Here is a 383-nt window from a genome sequence, read left to right as displayed (position 1 = left end):
AAGGGGTTTTAGTTTTTTACTTCATGGGGCAGGATAAGCATTTAGTGGCATAGATATGGGGAAAAGATTTTTTATACTTGAGTAGGAAAAAGAGATTGTGCTATTCGCATCTATATTTGAATATAAAAGTATTACTCTCATTCATTAAAAAAATCTATACGAGGGGAATTCTTAATTTATGAGATGTTTATTCAGTTTAGATCAAGTTTTTAGATGCTTTTAAAGCAATGCTTACTGAATAATCAAAAGCGGGGGACATCTGAATTGTTTTTTGTATTTTTACGCCAAAAAAGCTTTTTATGGCTTTTTCTATCCGTTTTTGTTTTATTTGCCATGTTTCATGGCGTAAGTGTTTATGCGTGCACTTCTGCTTTGTATCTACG

At 31.9% G+C, this 383-nt stretch carries 1 protein-coding gene; it reads right to left on the bottom strand.

The window, feature by feature from the left end:
• Window positions 1-196 precede the first annotated feature (196 nt).
• Window positions 197-383 (bottom strand): hypothetical protein (locus tag J7R10_RS09595; protein WP_208436554.1); only part of this gene is annotated, 187 nt, incomplete at its 5' end.

Source organism: Bartonella vinsonii subsp. berkhoffii ATCC 51672, from assembly GCF_902825225.1.
Taxonomy (GTDB): Bacteria; Pseudomonadota; Alphaproteobacteria; order Rhizobiales; family Rhizobiaceae; genus Bartonella; species Bartonella berkhoffii.
Note: the sequence above shows the minus strand (reverse complement) of the source record. Positions and strands in the feature narration are given on the sequence as shown.